18 protein-coding genes are annotated in these 19,687 nt (G+C 60.8%); 4 read left to right on the top strand and 14 right to left on the bottom strand.

All coding sequences use genetic code 11. The features are described 5' to 3' along the window. Genes BJ987_RS12925 through BJ987_RS12915 form a run of 3 tightly spaced genes read right to left on the bottom strand, consistent with a single transcriptional unit; the run spans position 1 to position 3,888 of the window. A complete protein-coding gene (locus tag BJ987_RS12925) occupies positions 1-1,203 on the bottom strand; it encodes an acyl-CoA dehydrogenase family protein (RefSeq protein ID WP_209888726.1) in 1,203 nt (400 codons plus the stop codon). Next, positions 1,200-2,438, bottom strand: coding sequence for a type III PLP-dependent enzyme domain-containing protein (locus BJ987_RS12920; RefSeq protein ID WP_209888723.1), 1,239 nt, complete (start codon positions 2,436-2,438; stop codon positions 1,200-1,202). The genes BJ987_RS12925 and BJ987_RS12920 overlap by 4 nt, the downstream gene beginning before the upstream one ends. Then, complete coding sequence (locus BJ987_RS12915) at positions 2,431-3,888, bottom strand: class I adenylate-forming enzyme family protein (protein WP_209888721.1); 1,458 nt, start codon at positions 3,886-3,888, stop codon at positions 2,431-2,433. The genes BJ987_RS12920 and BJ987_RS12915 overlap by 8 nt, the downstream gene beginning before the upstream one ends. A 247-nt stretch (positions 3,889-4,135) precedes the next feature. On the opposite strand from BJ987_RS12915, the gene BJ987_RS12910 reads away from it, so the two are divergent. The 4 genes from BJ987_RS12910 to BJ987_RS12895 all read left to right on the top strand — a co-directional run bounded on the left by BJ987_RS12910 (position 4,136) and on the right by BJ987_RS12895 (position 8,160). Further along, complete coding sequence (locus BJ987_RS12910) at positions 4,136-5,365, top strand: methionine adenosyltransferase (RefSeq protein WP_209888718.1); 1,230 nt, start codon at positions 4,136-4,138, stop codon at positions 5,363-5,365. Between the two features lie 109 nt (positions 5,366-5,474). Beyond that, complete coding sequence (locus tag BJ987_RS12905; RefSeq protein WP_209888714.1) at positions 5,475-6,506, top strand: hypothetical protein; 1,032 nt, start codon at positions 5,475-5,477, stop codon at positions 6,504-6,506. A gap of 65 nt (positions 6,507-6,571) precedes the next feature. Then, complete coding sequence (locus tag BJ987_RS12900) at positions 6,572-7,144, top strand: P-loop NTPase family protein (RefSeq protein WP_209888711.1); 573 nt, start codon at positions 6,572-6,574, stop codon at positions 7,142-7,144. Continuing rightward, entirely contained in the window at positions 7,141-8,160 is a 1,020-nt protein-coding gene (locus BJ987_RS12895; RefSeq protein ID WP_209888708.1) for a phosphotransferase, read from the top strand. Before BJ987_RS12900 ends, BJ987_RS12895 begins: the two co-directional genes overlap by 4 nt. Here the strand turns inward: BJ987_RS12895 and asnB are convergent. From asnB to BJ987_RS12840, 11 genes are read right to left on the bottom strand one after another with little or no spacing between them, the layout of a single operon-like run. Next, on the bottom strand, positions 8,140-9,936 hold the full coding sequence (gene asnB / locus BJ987_RS12890) for an asparagine synthase (glutamine-hydrolyzing) (RefSeq protein ID WP_209888705.1): 1,797 nt from the start codon (positions 9,934-9,936) through the stop codon (positions 8,140-8,142). The two genes, BJ987_RS12895 and asnB, sit on opposite strands and share 21 nt — an antisense overlap. Beyond that, entirely contained in the window at positions 9,885-10,991 is a 1,107-nt protein-coding gene (locus BJ987_RS12885; protein ID WP_209888702.1) for a hypothetical protein, read from the bottom strand. The genes asnB and BJ987_RS12885 overlap by 52 nt, the downstream gene beginning before the upstream one ends. Positions 10,992-11,035: 44 nt before the next feature. After that, positions 11,036-12,175: a hypothetical protein gene (locus BJ987_RS12880; protein ID WP_209888699.1), complete on the bottom strand. Its 1,140-nt coding sequence runs from the start codon at positions 12,173-12,175 to the stop codon at positions 11,036-11,038. 33 nt (positions 12,176-12,208) lie between these two features. Further along, a complete protein-coding gene (locus BJ987_RS12875) occupies positions 12,209-12,997 on the bottom strand; it encodes an SDR family NAD(P)-dependent oxidoreductase (protein ID WP_209888696.1) in 789 nt (262 codons plus the stop codon). Then, positions 12,994-14,010: a hypothetical protein gene (locus tag BJ987_RS12870; RefSeq protein WP_209888693.1), complete on the bottom strand. Its 1,017-nt coding sequence runs from the start codon at positions 14,008-14,010 to the stop codon at positions 12,994-12,996. Before BJ987_RS12870 ends, BJ987_RS12875 begins: the two co-directional genes overlap by 4 nt. A gap of 28 nt (positions 14,011-14,038) precedes the next feature. Next, positions 14,039-15,169, bottom strand: coding sequence for a nucleotidyltransferase family protein (locus tag BJ987_RS12865; RefSeq protein ID WP_209888690.1), 1,131 nt, complete (start codon positions 15,167-15,169; stop codon positions 14,039-14,041). Beyond that, complete coding sequence (locus tag BJ987_RS12860; protein WP_209888687.1) at positions 15,166-15,963, bottom strand: HAD hydrolase family protein; 798 nt, start codon at positions 15,961-15,963, stop codon at positions 15,166-15,168. Before BJ987_RS12860 ends, BJ987_RS12865 begins: the two co-directional genes overlap by 4 nt. Continuing rightward, positions 15,960-16,988, bottom strand: coding sequence for an inositol-3-phosphate synthase (locus BJ987_RS12855; protein ID WP_209888684.1), 1,029 nt, complete (start codon positions 16,986-16,988; stop codon positions 15,960-15,962). Before BJ987_RS12855 ends, BJ987_RS12860 begins: the two co-directional genes overlap by 4 nt. Before the next feature lie 41 nt (positions 16,989-17,029). Next, a complete protein-coding gene (locus BJ987_RS12850) occupies positions 17,030-17,992 on the bottom strand; it encodes a transketolase family protein (RefSeq protein WP_209888682.1) in 963 nt (320 codons plus the stop codon). Then, positions 17,989-18,771 (bottom strand): transketolase, encoded by a 783-nt coding sequence (locus BJ987_RS12845; RefSeq protein ID WP_209888679.1) that lies wholly within the window; start codon positions 18,769-18,771, stop codon positions 17,989-17,991. The genes BJ987_RS12850 and BJ987_RS12845 overlap by 4 nt, the downstream gene beginning before the upstream one ends. After that, entirely contained in the window at positions 18,768-19,631 is an 864-nt protein-coding gene (locus BJ987_RS12840) for a phytanoyl-CoA dioxygenase family protein (protein WP_209888676.1), read from the bottom strand. Before BJ987_RS12840 ends, BJ987_RS12845 begins: the two co-directional genes overlap by 4 nt. Positions 19,632-19,687: the final 56 nt, after the last annotated feature.

Here is a 19,687-nt window from a genome sequence, read left to right as displayed (position 1 = left end):
TCAGTCCAAGAGCCCGGCAGTCGAACCAGCTTCGGGCATTTCAGCGAGGCGACCGGCACCGTCCAGCAACGTCAGCGTTCCGATCGCAGTTAGCAAGCGATCGTTTGCGTAGTTCAAACTCGCCGACCGTAGGTCGCGAAAATGCCGCTCGAGCGGCACTGGCGCATCCCGTTGATAGCCGGTCATCGCACCGCCGAGTTGGACTAGGCGGTCTACCGCTGAGAAGGTCAGCTCCGAGCAGGCGACCTTGAGCGTGTCGAGTTTGATCTGAAAGGCGTACTCATCCATTCCACGCCCGATACTCCTGCGGTGCGCTACCTCGTTCCGAATGTGCAGTAGATAGGCGCCACACAGCTCGAGTTCCACCCGCGTCCGGGCGAGACGGTGCCGAACGAGATCGCTGTCGATCTTGATGCTCGCGGGCCGGCCCGGGGATCTGATGAGCATGGCCAGCGAGTCGAGAGCCGCTCTCGCCGCCCCCAGCCAGCACGCCGACCAGGCAAGATGGCCAGCTGGGATCATGCTGTCTACTGCCACCGCCCGAAACCCACCAGCGGCCCCGATCAGCTGATTGGTAGAAGCGGTGCCAGACAACGTCATAGCGACACTCCGGGTGCCACGCATACCCATCGCGTTCCAATCACCCACGGTGTCAGCCTCGACCTGACTGCGATCCAGATAGACGAGACTGACGTGGTTCGGTGGGGCGTCGATACCTGCACGCATGGTCACCAGAAATCCGTCGGCGAACTCACCGCCAGTTACCACTGGCGCGGCACGCCGTACAAGCAGCTGATGATCCGAGGTGACGATTGCGGCGCTGGCAGTGAGCAGGTGCGCGCCCTTTCCGGGCTCAGTGGTCACGGAGGCGAGGTAGTATCCGTCCGCGGCGATACGGGGAAGCAGGTCCGTGCGTAGACTGCCGCTTGCGTGTCGGACTACGGCGTCGACCTGCTGGCAGTGCATCGCCCATATCATGGCGGTAGACAGACATCCGCCAGCGAGCAAAGTCGCCGCGTCGATCATGTCCCCGAGGTCACCGCCCATGCCGCCGTATTCGGTCGGAACCAGCAATCCGAAGAGGCCGGCTGCGCGCAGCGCCTCGACACTCGCTCGGGGGAATTCGGCGTCGACGTCAGCCTTTGGCGCGTGCCGAGCGAGCACTGGAACCAGTTCGGTGGCTATTGCAGCGGCCTTCTTCATGACACCTCCAAAACGGTTTCCTCGACAGGCAGGTTTTCGTACGTCAAACGCAACCGACTCACATCCACCACCCTGTCGCGCGCCATCACAACCTCAGTGGGGGCTGGCCGTCCCAGGAAAGCCACCAGGCTCGCGCTCAGCCCGTACGCTCCGACATTCGGAACTACGAGAAGATCGCCTGGTGTCGGGGCAGGCACCTCGACTTCGCGACCGAGCACATCGGCGGGGGTGCACAGCGGCCCGACCAGCGTCACCCTGGTGGCCGCACCGCCGGTTTGCTCTGGTGTCGCACGCGGGATCGCCAACCGGCCCAGTCCGGCCATCCCACCGAGGTGGTTGATCCCGGCGTCCACCACCACAAAGGTGCGGGTTCCGCTGGTTTTGACGTCCTGGACAGTGGTGATCAGACGACCGCTGTCGCCGACCAGGTACCGGCCCGATTCGAAGGCGAGCTCGATATCTCGATCCCGCCAACCCGGCAGATCCTCGTCTAGGGCGGCGCTCAACGCATCGATCAGGTTCCGATAGGTGGGGCGACACCCAGGCTGGGCGTAGGGAGTCGCGAATCCGCCACCCAAGTCGATGATGCGCAGGGGCAGCCCCGTTCGGTCACGCACCCGTGCGGCAAGCGCAATGCTCGCTTGGAAAGCAGCGATAAGGCTGCTCTCGTCGCGGGCGTTGCTCAGGGGAAACAGGTGCACCCCGGCAAGGCGAACGCCGGGCACATCCCTGAAGCGCCCAGGATCGCCGATAACCTGTTGTTCGTCCACTCCGAACTGCGACTCGGCCCCGCTCATCCGAAGGCCTGTTGCGCCAGCTGAACGCCCGTTAATCCGCAACAGGACCGTCGCCTCGGTACCGCACGCCAACGCTGCCTGACCGATTCGGTCGAGTTCCCCCGCAGATTCGGCAGAGAACCGCCGCACTCCCTTTGCGAGAGCATGATCGATCTCCGAGTCAGTCTTGCCCGGACCGGTGTAGAGACAGTCCAGGCCCTGGAATCCGGCCTTTAACGCGACCTCCAACTCCCCCGGTGAGCTGATCTCCGCTCGGCAACCGGACTCCCGCAGTTCACGAGATATCGCGATGTGCGGGTTCGCCTTCAGCGAATAGTAGACAACAGACTTCGCAGGCAGGGCGGCACGCAGGTCGACGATGGCCTGCTGCACTGCGTCCAGTTCATAAACGTAAAGCGGGCTTCCGTACTGCCGGACCAGTGCGGCGATGTCAGGCATTGGCACCCTGTGCCTTCGCGTCGGTGACCAGGGCAGCCAATGCTGTCCTGTCAGTTTTGCCACTGGCTCCGAGCGGAAGCTGGGCCAACGTCTGGCAGTGCGCCGGCACTTTGAGCGGTTCCAGTCGGGCGCGCAACTGGCGCAGGACTTCGACAGGCGACAGGGTGGTGACGGCGAAAAGCACTGCGTCATCACCGCCCCGCGGTGGCACTACGGCGGCGTCGACGATGTCCGGCACCGCACGTGCCGCCGCCTCGATCTCAGCGACGCTCGTGCGTACACCCCGATGTTTGAACAGTTGATCGCGGCGGCCGTGAAAGTACAGGTTTCCGCTCTCGTCGAGGCGACCGTAGTCACCCGTGTAGAGGACCCTTTCGCCGGTGGCGGTGTCGGTGCCGTACGTCAGCGCGGTGAGGTCCTCGGCCCGCCAGTAGCCGTTCATCAGGTGTGGTCCGGCGACCACAATTTGGCCCTCCGTCCCAGTCGGCACAGGACGAGCATCCTCATCGACGATCCGAACCGCGGTGCCGGGCAGCGGTTTCCCGACCGCGCCAGGACGGGAGGTGTCACCGTCGGGTTCCCCGATCGTGATCCGTTTGCACTCGGTGGTGCCGTACATCAGTTGGATGGCTGCCGACGGGAACGTCCGGCGCAGTGCACCGATCTGTGAAGCAGTCAATTCCTGGCCCGTATTCGTGAATAGACGAATCGTGGTGACCGAGCCGCGAGCCGCAAGCCGTACAAGCATCGTCGCCAGCGATGGCACCACTGGCACCACCGTCACGCGGTGCCTGCGCATGACCCCCAGCAATCCAGCATCGCCGCCGGCTCCGGCCAACACCAGCGTTGCACCGCAATAGGCGGTGAGAAAGGCCTGGTAGAGGCCATAATCGAAGGATAGTGGAAGCCTGCACAGCACTACGTCGTCCGGTCGATAGTTCAGCCGGGTGGCGATGGCGGTCGTTGCGAACAACACCGGGCGGTGTGCGCACACCACGGCCTTTGGCGCGGCGGTGCTGCCGGAGGTGTACAGAAGCAACACTGTCGCATCGGGATCTCTAACAGCCTGCGATGTGGACTCCCCTGCTACGGCCGGTGGTGCGAGTGATAGCGGGCCACTCATCACGAACGTTGGTTCCGCGTCGTCGCCGATCTCCGTCCATTGCGTCGGTCGGAGATCAGGATTGAGCGGCACGGCTATCGCGCCGATCCGGGAGCAGCCGTAGATCGCGGCAAGGACCCAGCGTTCGGCGGTTGCGCGGATCAGAACCCGATCACCGACGCGCACGCCGGCCGCGACCAGAACCGTTGCGTATTCCATCGCGCGGCTATTCAGCTCGGCATAAGTCCACGAACCGTCGATGTCGACGACCGCGACCGTATTCGGTCTTTTCGTGGCAGCATTCGAAACGAGTTCGTGAACAAAAACTGGCCGAGGTTCGCTTGGCATTCTTCGACCTTCCCCTAGTGATACCAAGAAAGTACCCAGTGATGCGCTGGCCGTCAAACGAATTGGCTCGATTCAGCAGCAACTCGGAGGAATGAAGCGCTTTCGAGTAGCAGTCCGACGAAAGAGTTAGATAGCCGTTAGAAGGCGATTAGAGATCAATTGGCAGATTGTTACTTTCGTATCATATGGGTGCGTGACGACATATTCTCGGTACCCAATGAAGGTAACTAGCAAGAGCGAGGACCGAATGACCGCTGAAGACGTCAGCACTATTCACATTCTGCCCGACAGCTCCGCAAGCGCAGAGACTCAGCCGTACGAACTAGTGGAACGCAAAGGAGTCGGACATCCGGATACAATGTGCGACGCCATCGCAGAAAGAGCCTCGCGCAGGTACTCGGAATACTGCCTGAAGCAGTTCGGTCGGGTTGCGCATCACTGGTTCGACAAGGTGATGCTTTTTGGCGGCGAGGCCGACATCGACTACGGTCGCGGGGATCTGACCAAGCCTTACACCGTTTTGTACGCAGGCAAAGGGGCCTATAGTTTTGGCGATCAGCCCATCCCACTGCGCGAATTGCTCTTCGATGCTGCGGCGGAGGTTCTATCGGAGGTGACCACGGGATTCGACCCCGCGCGACATCTGACCGTGCAGTGCGAAATCGTAGACCATCAAGGCGCGGGCCGAGGCCACTCGCGGTATCGGCCACAAACCCTCGACGACCTCATCGATATCGGCGATCCGAGGTTGGTCTCCAATGACTGCAACCTGTTGCACGGCTATGCTCCGCTGAGCCGCCTGGAGCAGTTGGTGCTGGGCGTAGAGCAGCACATCAACGGAGCCGAGTTCAAACGAACCAATCCGGATACCGGCTGGGATGTCAAGGTATTCGGCAGTCGGTTCGGTGAACATTTCAAGTTGATCGTCAACATGCCGTTCTTAGCGTCCCAGATCAGCTCACTGGAACATTACTTCACTCGGAAACAGCAGTGTGAAAACCAGATCGGCATATTCAGCGAACAGCTGCTCGGGATTCGGCCGGATCTGTTGGTCAACCCAACGGACCGCAATGGCCGGCCCTATCTGACCGCGCTCGGGTCCGTCGCAGACACCGGAGATGTCGGCGTGGTCGGGCGGGGCAATCGGATCAACGGATTGATCACGCCCATGCGTTCGATGAGTATCGAGGCACCGGCCGGCAAGAATCCGCTCGACCATACGGGCAAGTTGTATGGAGTGCTGGCCCGCGACCTTGCGGCCGAAATCCACAACGAGACGGGATTCTCGGTCGAGACACACGTGTTTACCTCCAAGGAGGCACCTCTGGGAGCTCCTGACGAGGTCATCATCCGGTTGGTCGGCTGGGAGCCAGACGCCGAGGAGGAGGCGCGCGTGCGGGCGATCGTAGAGCGGTCGCTGGCCAACGTCTCCGGCATCACGGCGCAACTGGTGAGCACGGGCGTTGTGATGTGGTGACCGCCAACCCGATTCGCCGGGAGCACATCAATCAGACGCAAGCAGAGACATACCCGGCGCGCCGAGACAGGCGTTGTTCGCATCCTCCGGTAATCAAATGAGGTCGCCTATGAAGCTCGGTGGGAGTAACTCGCCGCGTCACTACACTGTGCGTTCGCGCTTCGCGAGAAGCGGTCTGACTTGTACCGAGGCGGTTGCAGAACATGTTCATCGCCTCGCAGCACCGTATCTGGCACTCGATCCCGGCCCCCCGGGCCCGGGGGCATGGCAAGTGATCGCGGGGACTGCGCGGCCCCCCGACACCATCGCGGCATCGGTCATGGCAGAGGGCGAGGTGTCCGTGGACTACGCCGTCGACCATGCAAAGAAAATCTGTTTCCATGTGGCTCCAAGTAGCGACGCGTGGGTAACCCAGTCTGTCCTTCGTGCGACCCGCGCCATGCATCGCTCGGCAGCAAGTCGGCAAGGTGTGATGTTTCTCCATGCCGGGCTCGTGCAATTGAACGGAATGGGGGTGGCGCTAGTCGGTGGAAGCCGAGCAGGCAAGACCTCGTTCATCATGGCGAGTGTGCTGGAAGGATCCGGCGTCATGGTCTGCAACGACGACGTGAGTGTGACGACGTTTCCGGGCCGAGAATACGTAGCAGGGGTCGGGTGGCCTCGGTCGATCTCGGTCCGATTGGACACACTGGACCTTCTGTTCGGATCGAGCCGGGCGGCAACTATCCGCTCCTCACTGTCACATCCAGCCAACCGAACTCTGATGAGCCTGCGTGAATCTGGGGTCGAGCCACACGGCACTGTGCTGCTGTACCCATGGGAGTACGCAGAGCTCCTTGCCACCAAAATAGAACAGTCGACGAGGATCGACGCGATCGTCCACCTGAGCCTGGCAGACGAGAGATCAGAGGTCGATTTGACTGCGATATCGGCGATGGCGGGCAAGAGCTTGCTGGAGAAGCGCGTTTTGAAGCTACCCAATAAACATCTCAATATCTTTGGACACGAGCCGGATCCCGGAAGCCTCGATCGAACGCAAACCGCCTTGGCAACGCTACCTTCTTTCTACTTCCGATACGATTTCCGCGATGTCCATCGGGAGGTCGGTCGACTCGCTGACTTCCTGTCGGCGAGCATCTAGCGTGTCGGCTGCAGTCTGCATCGGCGCGGCTACAGGTGCTCCGACAACCCAATTAGGTGACCCGAATGTACTCACAACGACTACTTATCACCGGTGCAAGCGGAGCAGGGACCACAACTCTCGGCCGCGCATTGGCGTCTCAGCAGTCGGTACCTCATGCTGACGTCGACGACTACTTCTGGCTCCCGACCTCGCCACCGTATATACACAAGCGCCCAGTGGAAGATCGACTGACACTGATGCACTCGGTGTTTCTGCCGCGGGACGCCTGGATACTCTCCGGGTCCATCGTTGGATGGGGCGACAGTCTAATCAATGCATTTAGCGGCGTCGTCTTCCTCACCATCGATCCGCACGTGCGCCTCGACCGATTGGTGAGGCGTGAAGTCCTGAGATATGGCAACACAATCGAGCGCGGTGGAATAAACGAAGCGGCGCACCACGATTTCCTGGACTGGGCCCGCGGATACGACAACGCTGAATTCTCAGGCCGTAGTCGAACCGAGCATGAGCGTTGGCTCGCTGAGCTACATTGCCCGGTGCTACGGCTGGACAGCGCCGCACCGACCGAACAGTTGATCAGCGCGGTGACCGAATGGATCGGCTGCGCCGCAGGTTCTGCCGATCACGGCTCATGACCATGCCGCTCCCGTTCGATATCCGTCGTGCCATGGACGCCATTCTGGGTGGCTATGCCGAGGTTCTCGAGGGCAGAGGTGTCAACTCGTCGTACCGGATCGCCGACCGCGATCGGCTGCTCTCGGTGAAGGTGCATAGCCACCATCAGTCCTCCGAAGTTGAATTGCGGCGGATACTTCGAGCAGATGCTGCGCTTCACGGAGCACGGTGGTATCCACCGGTGATCGATATCGGTCTCTACGAATTCGAGCACCCCGTTCTTGTAGTAGTCCGGCCGTTTGCCAGCGGCGGCCCCCTGGATAACCTGCGCCATCATCTCGCCGAACTCACGGGTGTTCTCGGTGACTTGGCTATCCGCGGTGCAGGCGCCGAGGTAGCGGAGGATTTGGTCAAAGACTACGCCTCGCCTTGGCTTGCTGGTTGGACCGAGGAGCGCCGACTAGCAGCCCGCATTTCGATTGGCGAATGGGCGGGGCTTGTGCGGGTGATCGATGAACACGGTGCCGAACTGCGCGCCAGTGCCGTGCGGTTGACCCGCGCGGACAATATCAGCGTGTATCACGGCGACTTACACGGCCGAAACCTGATCCTCAGTAAGTCTCGGCAATGCACCGTAATCGATTGGGACGAAGCTGGTTTCTCGCGTCGGCCGGCAGACGCAGGCAAGGCGCTATGGCTCTCGTGCCGCCGCGAACGCGGTGACTTTGCGCTGCATCCGAGGGCTGTCCATAGCTTTGTCGAGCAAGTACACGCGTGTTTGCATCTCCCGTATAGGAGCATTGCCGACGTGGCGAAGCTCGGGGCGATCTGGTTCCTGCCGAGGCACAGCCACATCGCGCTGCTCGAGCAGCGCGATGCGAATTTGGTCGCATGGTATCTAGACTGGATCTCCCGCTTTTGGTTACGGTTCCGGCACAACCTGGATCTCATCACCAGGACGGCAGAAGCACTCGACCAAGATGCGCCAACAAATTGTCTGCCCCCAGCCCGCTTATCAAGCAGGCTGCGAAATTGATAGCTCGAGCACCATCAATCCCCACAGCAGACGTGAATGATCCTGACCCGCGACGTGTTCCGCGATCACCTTCCGCACAGCGGATTCATCCAAAAATCCCCACAGGCAGAGCCGGGGTCGCGTCAGAACGTCGATGACGAAGTCCCAAAGTTTGCTGGGCTGTTTCATGAAGGCGTTTACAGGGAACGTAAACGGTTGCTTGCTTCGGTGTTGGACCAACGACGGCACCAACCCGGCACCTGCATCCCACAGGATCTGCTTTCGACGTGACCCGTCGACCTTTAAAGCATCGGGCGTATGTCGGGCGAATCTGGTGACGCCGGGTTGGCAGTAGGGAACCCGCCCTTCGACTGCGTGCGCCATGGAGAGATGGTCGAGCTTGCGCAGGTTGAGTCCCGGCAGCTTGTACAGCCGATCATGGGCGAGGACCTGCTCTAGGCGTGACGGAGCTGGACGATTCAGCACTTCCAGGGCTCGCTGTCGGCTGGTCACACTCGAGTCGACCAAATCACGGTACTCCGGGGTATAAAGCTGCCGGTATTCTGCACGCGGAACCAATGAAAGCCGATCCAGATAGCGGGAAGGCCAGTCGTCGTTGTTCGCCGCGAGGGCAGTGGTGTACCGACGGTAGCCACCAAACTGCTCGTCTGCCCCGTCACCTACGAAGCAGACACGGAAACCGCTGCGCGCGATCTCTCTAAATAGGACGAAGGCGCTGAGAGCATGCGGCGTCGCGTTCGGTGCGCCGAGCGCCGTCACCATGGCTGGGATCAGATCCGGCAGCTCGGCCGGCCGGACCTCGACAACCTGCAGTGGAATACGGGCGTGCGAGGCCGCCGCACGAGCAAAAACCAACTCGTCTGTTGGGTGACCACCCTCATGCGTTACATGGAACCCGGTGACGTCATCGCGGCGGGCGCTGAGCAACGTCGCAAGGATACTCGAGTCGAGCCCGCCCGAGACCTGAACTGCGATCGGGGCGGACTGCACCGACATACGTGTTACCTCATGCGACAGCCGAGCACGCAGCCCTCGCGGTGTCAACTCGTCGTCGGGCGGATTCGAATCTCGCGTACGGCGTTCGACCACGGTGTCGGTATCGCAGCAGACCAGCTGCTCGCCTGGAAGCAGCACGGAGATCCCGCCATACAGCGATGCGCCACCCGGCAGGCACTGCAAGTCCAGATAGTTGTCGACGGCTAAGGGGTCAACGCTGAGTGGCTGCTTCAACAACGCGACCAGGCCGCCCAGTTCAGACGCAAAAGCTACGCCTTCGTCGGTGACGAAATAGTACACACTCTTGATGGCGAGGGGATCGCACCATATCTTCATCCGCTGTCCGAAACGCAGGTCCACCAGCGCGATGGAGAACATTCCTTCGAGCTGATCTACAAAACGGTCACCGTGCAATTCGTAGTAAGGCAGCAGGACTGAGGCATCGCAGTCGCCGTCGACTTGCACACCATGCTGTGCGAGCTCGCTCCTGATGGCGCGAAAGTTGTAGATCTCCCCGTTGAAGACCAGGTGCACCGAGCCGTCTCCGTTGGTGAAAGGCTGAAATCCACTGTCGGGGTCCTGGATGGACAGGCGGTTGCAGCCAACAGCCCAACCATCGCCCGTGACATGGCGCTGGTAATCCGGACCACCTGACAGCTGTGCATCCCGTGCGGCGGCCATACCAGATGAATCAAAGCCCCGGCCGAAATAACCGTAGATTCGACACATCAAGCGGACCTGTTGTTTTCGCCGGCGGGTGCCAATCGTCCCGCTGCCCACCGCTCCAACGGCAGCCGGTGTTCGACCGCCCCGCGCTTCTCCATGGCCTCAAGCAGCTCTCGGAGCGTCGGAACATCTTCCTGCGCCTCCCGTGACCGAAAGCAGTACTCGTTCGAAATCTCGGGATTCCAACTCATGGTCTCGTGTAGCTCCTGCTTCAGAAGATCCAGAAAGCGTTCTCGATCGACAAATGCCTCGACGTCATCCCGGACGCGGCGAATCTCAGCAAAGGCCAGGTCGATGAGGTCGAGCCAAGCAAGAATGGCCGCAGATGCTTGAGCCGCCCCGGCCACGCCGTACGCGTTCAGCTCTCGAAATCTTTCGGTCAGCTCGAAAAGCGATTCGGGCAAACGGGCAAGGAAACGGCCGAGGTACTTTGGGTTGCGATTCGTATTTCCGTAGACGTGCGTCAGTCCACGGAAAGTATCTATACCGAGCTTGCGAGCCGCTATAAGCGCAGACTCGTAGTCTCCCTGCACCCACATTCCAACCAGGTCACGGAAGTCCGGGTAGCTACCAACAGCCGTGCGAAAAGCCGTATACGCGACCTCTCCAGCCATAACCCCGTTCCTGAGGGTCTGGAACTCGGTGGCACTCGTCAGTGGAACCCCGTATGTCAGACGTGACAGCAGCCGGAAGTCAACGGCTGATGAAGCGAAGCTGGACGACTTCCGCGCCCGGCTTGTCAGGTGATTGTAAAGTCGTCGGTGCGCGGCGAGCATGTCGGAAATACCTTGAACCGTCCAATATTCGACGTCCACTCCGAGTAGACTGTCCGGAAGGTAGTCAAAGCTGGCTTTAACCCTGTCACCACTGGTGTAATACCGCATGTGATTTTCCCGCGGGAAGGTATCACGGTGAAACCGCTCGTCCTCCGATTGCGCGATGACACAGAAGTCGAAATCCGACGAAGGAGTGCCAGAGCCGTCCACTAACGATCCCGACAGCATCAGGATGTCCCCATCGACAAGATGTATTTTTGCGAGCACGGCATCCTCGTCGAATTCGTCCATATCCTGGATGTTGGCGAGGTGCTGACGGAAGGAAAGCGTCACTGCCCTGTTCCTCTGGGTTTGAATTGGTAGCATCGGCGAGTCCCCTATACTCGGACTGCACGCTGGAAGTCGACCAACAGCCGGGCCACGTGGTCGGCGTTGCCTATGGAGCAGCTGAGTACGGGGAGAATCGCGATGTGATCGAGAAATTCGTGAATCGATGGCGGGGCGATATGGCTGGTGCCCGATATTTCCAGCCAATCCTCGCCATAGAGATTGTCATCCAGGGAAAAGCAATTTCTCTCGACGATTCCGGCGACTTGGTCAGGCTTCGCGGGTTCGCAGAAGTAGTCCGCCGCGCGGTCAACCCGTGGCAAGATCACTCCGGCAAGTTCCGCCTCGGGCACGACAGGGACATCAAGATATCGCTTGACTTCCAGCGAGCTCAACTTCAGCTTATCCTCGCCATTGAACTTGTCCCAGTCTGATCCAGGGTGGGGAAAGCCTGCGCGCACCGACCACTCGTGGAAATCAGTAACTCCCATGACATCGAGCGATCCCTTATTGATAGCCAGCGGCAAGGGGCACGCAGTCACCCGGTAATGGTCATTGCTCAAATCAAGATGCATGCGGTCGTTGCCCATCCAACCACCTTCTGGCAGCAGACGTGCTAGCGCGATGGCTGTGGTTGACTTTCCAGCGCCTGAGTCGCCGATTACCAAATATGCCCGACCGCCAAAAACGAATGCCGAAGAGTGCAAGACTAGCGCCCCGTCTGCCTTCGCATATCGAGTGGCGATATCGCGGATGACGCGGGTGAGCCACCGATCACCGAGATTGGTCCTGGGACGCACGATCGTGATGCGTCGGTCCGTTCGGATGAGCGCAGCCACCTCGTCGGAGTTCACATCTCGCAGAGCGAAGACCGTATAACCGTCACCATCGAACCGGGGCAAGCGATAGTTTCTGGTGAGCTCATACTCGCCATGGGTTCCGGTAGCTGCGGTCTCGAGCAATTCGACTATTTCGGTAGCATCGCATGCCAGATCGACGATCGTCAGCTCGGGCTGCTGCTCATCGATGGCTTCGAAGACGCTCAGCATCCCTGGCGGGTAAAAGGTTTCGGAGACCAACCCTGCGGCGCCGGTCGCAGTCGTAACAATCTGCACAAGATGACTGCGGATGCTTAGCTGCCTGGTGGTCGCGCCGACCGGCGTCAAAGCTGCTAGCTGGCTGGATTTCATTTGATCTTCCCTTGGGTTCTTGCCGTCGGCATTTCAGACCGCCAGATATCCGCCATCGACCGGTAGATCGACACCGGTGATGAAACTTGCCTCGGCTGACAGCAGGAACGCGATCGGCGCTGCGACTTCCGCTGGGTCCGCGAAACGTTTGAGTAGAAATTTGCCACCGTGCTCTGGAGCGGCCTCGGCCGCCGCGCGGTCGAGGCCGAGGACTTCGCGGTGGTAACGCTCGTTGTTGGCGTTCCACACTGTTCCTGGACTAACTGAGTTAACCCGAACCCCACACGGTGCCAACTCCTGCGCCACACAACGAGTGAAACCAAGCACGGCCGCCTTGCTCGTGTTGTACGTGAGGTACCCCTCCTGCGCAATATGCGCCGAGATCGAGGCAATGTTCACGATCGCCGCCCCGTCGGCATGCTCTGCCAGGCCGTTGACGAAGGTGCGGGTGACTACGGACAGCCCGATGATGGTTGGTTCCAGCGCTCCTCGCCATTGTTCCGGGGTCGCCCCGACACCTTCGAAGACGAAACCGGCGGCACAGTTCACCAACAACGTCGGAGTTGACCAATCGACCGGAATGTTGGCGAACGCATCCTCCACCGCGGCTGAATCGACGACGTCTCCGATGGCAAGATGTGCCGAAAGACCACGCTGCGCCAATTCATGTACGGTGGCACGGCCATATTCGGCACTCTTGTCATAGATGACCACGCGGCAGCCCTCAGCGCACAGTCGTTCGACAACGGCAGCGCCAATGCCTTGCGCGCCACCGGTCACCACTGCGGTCCGGCCAGCGAGCCCGACCCGTAAATTTGTCACGCGTGGGACCCTCTCGACTCGTCAGTCCAGCGCACCACACAGTCGATAACCGCCTCGCGATTCAAATTCTCGGTCGCACCGTGCGGCGATACGTTCCTTCCGGAACCCTCGCTGAAGTTATGATCTGCGGCCATCTCGGCCACGGCGGCCATCCGTATGCGGCGGTTGGCCAGCGCTCGGCCCAGTACCGTGCACTCCAGCCCGAGTCCATCGGCCGCTGCGAAATACCGCCAGACCTGGAACATCCCTTCCAGGTGCCCCGCCGACAAATGCACCCCGTTACGCCCCTCTGACAGGGTGATGCCGTATTGCCGGTCGACCAACCTGCCTAGTGCGCCGCGCAGTGAAGTCGGAGGCGCCGCACTTGGATTGAGAGCCCCGAGAACGTGTGCGCGCAGATCAGCGATCTCGCGATAGCTGTGGCACTCGACGAGGCCGACCAGGCTGGTGCGGTCACTGCCGTAGCTGGAAGCTAAGGCCGGCACGAATCCGTTCAGCACCACGACGGGGCAGCCGTTGAGGTCCACAACGGAGGCATAGGAACCAGAACCCAGTTTGTGGATGCCCGCCTGGCGACAGCGAGCCTCCAACATCTCCGCGGTTAGCGCCAATTCGTACGCACCCGCTTGGAACGCACCCACTGCGATGTCGGCTTCAGACTGGTCTAGTAGGGAAGTAAATTCTCGGTGCGCATACGTACACAGACCCCGGGCACCATCGACGGCGATGCGGTGGAGACGGGGATAGTGCTGCATCAGAAACCCGAGCTCGCCGTACTCCCTCGCCGGAATCAGTGCATAGCGCAGGGCGGTCACGTCAGCTTCGCCGAGCACCCGCGCAACCTCCGCCATTGCGTCGGCTGCGCTACCGATCTGCATCACCTCTGGCTTCACCAGGGCCACGAAATGAGTACCGTCGTCAATCGTCGGCCTTCGCTGAGTACCGATATCCCGGCGGCGGCCGATCCGATGCACGTCGGCGACAAGAGTGCGCAGGCTTCCACTGGTAATCACGCGGCGTCCACCTGCTCAGTCGCCTCGATCATCGCACCGCTCCCCTTTCCCCCAGGATCGGAAGGCTCAGGTCACCGTCGAGTTCTCGCAGCCGGTGAATGTCGAACATCCGGGCCTTCACGGGCCCGCGCCACCGATGGATCACCGCCCCACGGTCGTTCACCTCATGCAAATAATCGAGATCGTCCGGTCGCAGTCGATCGAGTAACTCGGCAGGCACCCGCCCAGGGAACACCTCGTCGGTGTAGTGGAGACCAAAATAGAGCTCCCGGGCGAAGCCGAGTTGCTCGGCTCTCTCGGGCAATCCGGCCAAGTCGCGGTCGGCGACCAGCGCCAGGACATCCACCAGCTTGTACAGCACCAAATCCTTCAGTGCCAGTACCTCGTTGCGATGGACGGCCTCCCTAGCCAGATGCAGGCACGTGAATATGAGCATGTCAGGCCCCGAGATCACGCTCAGCCCGTCAAGTTCAGTTCGGTCGTCGAGCAACGCCGATACCGCGTCATCGCTACGGTTTCCGGTCATAAGGTCGATCGAGAAGTGCACATCCAGTCGATGACACCTCAGGAGCCATGCGTCGGGTGTTGGTTTCATATAGGAGTATGTCTGATGTGAGTGCATGGCCATATGCAAAATCTGGCGTCGCGGTGCGGGACGAACCGTGTCGGTGGCATAGTCCCAGCTTCCTTGCACGTAACCGTATGCCTGGAGCGCCTCAGTTGCTTCGTGGAGCCGCTCCCGGTCCACGAGCAAGTCGTTATCGTGGAATGTCCGCATGCACCTGTCTGGGTACGCCATCGCGGCCACCGCGCCACCTTTGAGGATGGCGCTGCGTACGCCGGCCTCGTTCAGGATCTGTTGTACTTGCGCAGTCCGTGACGTCTGCTCCCCGGCCATGACCCGCTGCCCACCCGCTGTCACCTCGAGTGATTTCAGGAAGTACGCCGACCGCAGCGTCTGTCTTTGTTGGATCGCGTAACGGACGATGTTGTGCCATGCCACACCGACTACTCGGTGGACCGTCAGCATGCCGAGGACCTGGTTCCAATCCAATGGCGAATTCAGCAGCCTCAGCATCGTATCGACCTCATCGGGACGCGGATGCGGCAATGCCAGGAGTAGAACTAGGTCTATCTCCTGAGAAACCGTTTCGGTCACGGTCTTACCTTCCCTTCGGGGTGGAAGTCGCGCAGGAAACTAGCGAGGTCGCCCTGCAGGCGTTCTGCTGCGGCAGCAGCCGCAGCCGGATCGGCGCCGTGGGTCGCCGCACTCATTGCGCATGCGCTCAACATCCCCGCATCGCCCGCACCATCGCCCACCGCCAGCGTTCGGCTCAGATCTGGTTCACCAAAACGCCACAGCATGTGCCGCACGAGTGCGGCAGCTTTTCCAGTGCCGCAAGGTCTGACGACCTGCGCATCGAACGGTCTGATCTGTATGACCTCGCAGTCCAGACCCATCACAAGCTCGCGAACCGGGGTGCAACTGCCGAAGACTGTCACCGCGGTCGGGCGAGCGTTGATCTCCGCGACCGAAGTAGTTACCGCAATCTGACGACGTGGCACGCGGTACGCCATCGCGAACTGCATCGCGGCGCGGGCAGTGGTCGCGTGGAGTTCGCCAGACCACTCCGCCACCAAATCGATGCCGGGCGCAGCCGTCAAGCGACGCAGCACCTCATGCGGGGAGGTCTGTAGGAACGTCAGCGCATCAGCGTCCCGGGCAAGCCGAACGTTGCCCTCACTTAGCAATACCTGATCGTCGAAAAGATCGAAGAGATCATCTAGGTGGCGCAGAGTACGGAATGAACACGCAGAACGACCAGTCACTAGCAGCGGCAACACCCCCTGTTCCCGCAGAGATTCAAGCCCCGCTATCACTCCCTCATAGGGCTGGTCGGCGCCATCGATCAGCGTGCCGTCCAGGTCCAGGGCGGCGTATCGAATTGTCATGGCAACGCTGCGACAAACGTCTGGAAGTCGCGCAATCCGACGGCCTCGGTGGCGGCTCGCCGTGGGCTTTTGAAGAGGAACGCACACACGTCGTCGATCACGCCCGATTGCCCGCAGGCGCTGGCCGCGGCCGCCGCTCGAACTGCGTTGGCAAGCACGCCGGCGGCGTTGGGGCTGTCCTCGACCTCCATCCGAATCTCCAACGACACCGGTGTGTCCAGGACGGAGTCCGCCTCAATTCGCAGGAAGCCTATCTTGGTGTCGCCCAAGTGCGGCACGAACCCGTTGGGACCGGCCGCGACATTGCTTGCGTCGATCCCAGCTGCCGATAGCGCGCGCCGCTTCGAGCGCTGCTTACTCGCCGAGCGGCTCGGATCGGCGAGGTTGAGGAAGTCGGTATTGCCACCGACATTGAGCTGATAAGTATTGACCACACGCAACCCACGCGAATGTAGGAGGTCCAGCAGCGCAGTATGCAAGGTAGTGGCGCCCAGATGACTTCGCAGGTCGTCCCCAAGCAGCGGCACTCCGCAGTTCTCAAAAAGCGCCACGAGTTCCGCGTCGTGCGCGACGGGCTCAGGGGTCGCATTGACGAACGAAACTCCAGCCAGCGCGGCGGCCCGCGCGTACATCTGCACTGCTTCGGTCGAACCGGTGGGCAGCAGACAGATCAGCACTTCGGCGCCAGTCTCAACCAAACGCTTTCGAACGATGTCCGGGTCTAGCCCAGCAGATTCACCATTGATTGTGATGATTCGGCTGAGTGGCCCGACGAGCCCATCGAGCAGCGGTCCCGCTTCCACCGCCACCCCGACGGGGTCCACGGATACGTAGGCATTCGCTGCGGTCGGTGATTGGAAGATGGCCTTGCTGAGATCCAGTCCGACTTTACCCGCATCGACATCAAAGGCCGCGACGAACTCGATGTCCTTGAGCTCATAATCTCCAATGCGCTCGTGCATAATTCCAGCTAACGGCGCCGAACTCTGTCGGGCCAAGGCAACCAGCTGCAGGAGACTGGACATGCAGGAGCCGACTCCTGCGACCGCGACTGCGAGAGACCTGTTCATGGTGTGATGTACTCCTGCGGATGAGACATTGCGGAGTTGCTAATCCAAACCAGCAGTTCCGCAACGCCCGGGATTTCGAAGTGAGCGTTGAGATAGTCCGGAGTGCCAACAACGTAGGGGTATCGATCGGGCACGCCGACCCGGCGAAACGGGACACCGCGCCCGGTGCCGGCGATTGCCTCGGCCACTGCGCTGCCCAGTCCGCCGATGACGGAATGATCCTCCAAGGTGATAATTGGCAGCCCTTCGGATACGAGCGCTTCCACCCTCGCGGCATCGAACGGCTTGATGGTTGGCATACTTATCAGCCGCACGCGCAAACCCGCCTGGGCGAATTCGTCGACCCAGCGTCGAGCCGTCGCCAACATGTTCCCGGTTGCGATCAGCGCTGCATCGTCACCGTCTGTCACGGTGATCGCGCGCCCGAGAACGATCCGCGAGCCGGGCATGTGGATTTCAGGTAGGTCGTGGTTCTCCAGTCCGAAGCGTATGTAGACAGGCCCGTCAAGCGCGTGGCACTGCTCCAGCAGCTGACTCGCCTCGTAGATGTCGCCGGGACAAACGACGGTCATGTTGGGTAGGGCTCGCATCAGGGCGATGTCCTCGATGGCGATGTGTGCGATACCGGACGCACCGCGGGTCAGACCGGAGCTCGTACCGATCAGACGGAGCCGCGTTCTCGCGAAGGCTGCGTCCACCCGGATTTGGTCGAACGGCCGGTAGAGCAGAAAGGTACTGCAATTCCAGAGATAGACCTGCTTGCCGTTATATGCGAGTCCCGAAGCGATCGACACGGCATTCTGCTCGGCGATGCCAACGTTGAGGAACCTGTCGGGGTACGTCGCTATGAATGGCTCAGTTCCGTTCAGGTTACCGTCGGCGACGATGAAATAGGTGTCACCGGCACGGCGACCTTCCCGCATAAGCAGTTCGCCTACGACTTCGCCGACCGTGGTCATCGAAGCTCCCTCAGGCTGGCTACCAGCTCACCGAAGGTGAGTCTCCGGTAATGCCATGCTGCTTGATTCTCCATCATGGACACCCCCTTTCCTTTGATCGTGTTCGCGATGACAACTTTCGGACGGTCTTGTGGAGCCCGTAACGCATCCTCCAATTCCGGAACGGAGTGACCGTCAACTCGATGGCATTGCCAGCCGAACGCAATGAACCGGTCACCCAGGTCAGTAGAGACCACGCTGCTGGTCTCGAATGAGCCCTGCAGCCGGTTGTCGTCAACGATCAAAATCAGGTTGTCAAGACCGAGCGTCGGCGCCAGCATGACGGCCTCCCAGATCTGCCCCTCTTGGCACTCGCCGTCGCCCACGAGCACATAGGTGCGATAGTCCTTGCCGTCGTGCTTGGCGGAAAGGGCTATGCCGATCCCGATTGAAGGACCTCGGCCGAGCGGTCCCGAATCGGCCTCCAGCCCTGGCAGGCCGTATCGAGCCAGAATTGCGGGTACCTCACTACCGTCGACATTGAAGTCGTCGAGCCGCTTCCGGTCGATGATTCCGGCGGCGGACATCGCCAAATAGATCGCGGCCGCACAGTGACCCTTGCTTGCGATAAAACGATCCCGGTCTGGCCAGTCAGGACGTGCTGGATCCAGTTTCAAGACACGTAGGAAAAGGGTGTAGACGATCTCGATCGCCGACAGGTTCGACGGGATATGTCCGGTTATGGCGTGCGCGGTCATCTGGATCGCGTCACGCCGCAACTGTTGCGGAGTGGTGGTCATTGTTGTGTCCCCCCGGCAGCTCTTGCGTCATGTTTCTTGATGTACCGGCTGGCTCGACGTCGGCGCACGACCTCAGCAATCGGTAGCGGATGTGCGTCGTCCCAAGCGACCGTGTTCTCCATTAGGGCGCGCACAGTGGGCGACATCCGCTGGAGGTAGCCCTCGTGCCGCATGAATCGCCATGACGTGTGTCCGCCGGTCGGCTCGTCTGCGGCCTGCAAATTCATATGCAAGGTACGGCGGACGACGCCGGCGACACCCGAACCGCGGTGTAGTGCATGGTGGTTCATGAACAGCACGTCACCGGGCAAGGATCGAACCACGACCTCACCTGGCAGTGAACCCGTACCATTCGAGTCGACCTCAGCCCGTTCCGCATCCGTCAACGGGCGCCGATGTGAACCGGGAACCACTCGGAAGCAGTCGTCGGCGGTGAGGCAAACATTGAACTGGACATGGGTGCTCCGTCCGTCCGGTGCATATCGTTCGGTTTCCATGTTGTCTTTGTGCCAGTTGAGTTCGTAATTCACCGAAGTGGGCTCCCACAGTGCGTGAGCACTCCAGAACCGCAATCGCTCCCCTAGCACCTCATGGACGAATCCCATCAACGCGGGATGGTCGAAGACCTCCGAGAAAACCGCGTCGTACAACGCCGGATCGAAGATGTGGCTGACTCCCCAGGTGTCGCTCTTTTCCTCGGTACGCATGGTGTACCGACTCTCATATGCATCAGGCGCCGCCCGCACTGTCGCGGCGGTCCGATCAACCGCGGCCCGCCAGCGTCCGAGCGTCGACTCGTCGAGCATTCCCGGGACAAGGACAAATCCCTGGTCCACGAAAGCACGAACGTACTGGTTCATCCTTTGCCTTCTCTGGTCTCAATAAAATGCGAATCGAATCGGTCGTGTCAGCGGAT

The sequence above is a fragment of the Nocardia goodfellowii genome, from assembly GCF_017875645.1.
Lineage (GTDB): Bacteria > Actinomycetota > Actinomycetes > Mycobacteriales > Mycobacteriaceae > Nocardia > Nocardia goodfellowii.
Note: the sequence above shows the minus strand (reverse complement) of the source record. Positions and strands in the feature narration are given on the sequence as shown.